The sequence below is a fragment of the Chryseobacterium sp. 2TAF14 genome (assembly GCF_052115105.1).
Taxonomy (GTDB): Bacteria; Bacteroidota; Bacteroidia; order Flavobacteriales; family Weeksellaceae; genus Chryseobacterium.
Genome location: NZ_JBFRGA010000358.1, coordinates 1 through 556, shown reverse-complemented (window position 1 = coordinate 556; position 556 = coordinate 1). Strand labels below are relative to the sequence as shown.

Genomic DNA, 556 nt, shown 5'->3' with positions numbered 1-556 from the left:
GTCTCCTTCCTGTGCAGGTTTCAAAACGTTTGCCTGAAGAATATGCTGTCTTCCGATGGTGAAAACTAAAAGTCCTACAAACATTCCGACTCCGGCGGTCATAAATGCAGGTCCCCATCCGTATTTGTTACGCATAAAAGCAGCGATTATGTTACAAACGAAGGCTCCGATATTTATTCCCATATAGAAAATATTATATCCTGCATCTTTATTGGCTTTATAAGGTTCTTCGTTATAAAGATTTCCTAAAAGAGTAGAAATACTCGGTTTAAAAAAACCGTTTCCGATAATGATCAAAGCTAAAGAAGCATAAAATAAAGGCAGTTCTTTAAAAAAACCAATTCCAAGATATCCCAATCCCATCAGAAAACCTCCAATATAAATTGCTTTGATGTATCCTAAAACTCTGTCGGCTAAAAATCCACCCAAAAATGGCGTTAAATAAGTTAGTGCGATAAAAGTTCCGAAAATGTCATCAGCGCTTTTATCGTCAAAAGCCAATCCGCCTTTTTCACTGTCGATCATGTACGATCATGTACAGCACAAAAATTCCGAG

General features: G+C 37.2%; 1 pseudogene. It reads right to left on the bottom strand.

The features are described 5' to 3' along the window. Positions 1 to 556, bottom strand: a pseudogene (locus AB4Y90_RS18170) (oligopeptide:H+ symporter); the annotation flags it as partial.